We start from the raw sequence: 1,177 nt of genomic DNA, 5'->3' as shown, positions 1-1,177 counted from the left end.
TCGTTCGACGGTGAAACCAGCTACGGTCGTAAGAACCTCGGCATCATCGGCGGCAAGACGTGGGACGGCGGCGGTTTCATGATCGCCTACGACTACTCGACCAACGACTCGCCGCTGAACACGGAAATTCCGTTCCTGGCTCTGGGCAGCGACCAGACCTCGCGCGGCGGCCGGGACAGCCGCTCCACCACCTGCCTGACCCCGACCTTCCGAGCGGTCGCGGCGAACGGCGCCACCTTCGGCACCACCTACGGCATCAATCAGCAGACCGGCGCGTTCACCTCCACCACGGCGGACTTCCGCTGCGGCAACCAGGGCCTGCCCAGCACCATCATCAGCAATGGTGAGCGGAACGCCTTCCTGGCGACGATCGAGCACCAGCTGACCGACAATGTGAAGGTCTGGGGTGAGCTGAACTACAGCCACTTCGAAGGTGAATCGCTCGGCAACGCCTTCAGCCTGAACATCGCGGTGCCGAAGTCGAACCCGTACCTGACCCAGGCGGTCGTGCCGCCGCAGCTGTGGACTCAACTGCAGAACGGCACGATCAACTCGGTGTTCGTCAACCGCAGCGGCATTCCGTTCTTCCCGGGGCGGTTCGTCTCGGGCGGCAGCGCCACGGCGACGACCTTCGTCTCGGGCCTGGACATCGACCTGGGCGCGGAATGGAAGGGCACCGCCTCGCTGGTCATCTCGCGGACGCGTGACTTTAACTACGGCAACGAGGCCGATCTGCTGAATCTGCGTGACGCCCTGGCCGACACCAACCCGGCCACCGCGTTCAACATCTTCGGCAATGCCGCCAACAACAACCCGGCCACGCTCGCCAAGATCAACAACAAGACCGGCCAGTACAACTGGGGTCAGCAGGGCCTGCAAGAACTGCAGTTCAAAGCCGACGGTCCGGTGATGGACCTGCCAGGGGGCACCGCCCGCATGGCTGTCGGCGCCTCGTTCCGCGCTACCCAGGCCAACGCCCTGCAGCTCGCCGGTTCGCGCGCCGCCAACGCCGGCTACAATGCGGTCGTCCGCGACGACCACCCGCGCCAGCAGGTGTCGGCCGCGTTCTTCGAAGCCAACATTCCGCTGGTCGGCTCCGGCAACGCCATGCCGCTGGTCCAGGAACTGACGGCTTCGATCTCGGGTCGCTACGACTACTACGATCGCTACGAAGGCA

Annotated in this window: 1 pseudogene; it reads left to right on the top strand. The window is 65.1% G+C overall.

Annotation, left to right across the window (positions count from 1 at the left end):
• Positions 1–1,177, top strand: a pseudogene (locus tag BGN95_RS08175) (hypothetical protein); the annotation flags it as partial.

It is taken from the genome of Sphingomonas sp. 66-10 (genome assembly GCF_001897045.1).
Taxonomy (GTDB): Bacteria; Pseudomonadota; Alphaproteobacteria; order Sphingomonadales; family Sphingomonadaceae; genus Sphingomonas; species Sphingomonas lycopersici.
Note: the sequence above shows the minus strand (reverse complement) of the source record. Positions and strands in the feature narration are given on the sequence as shown.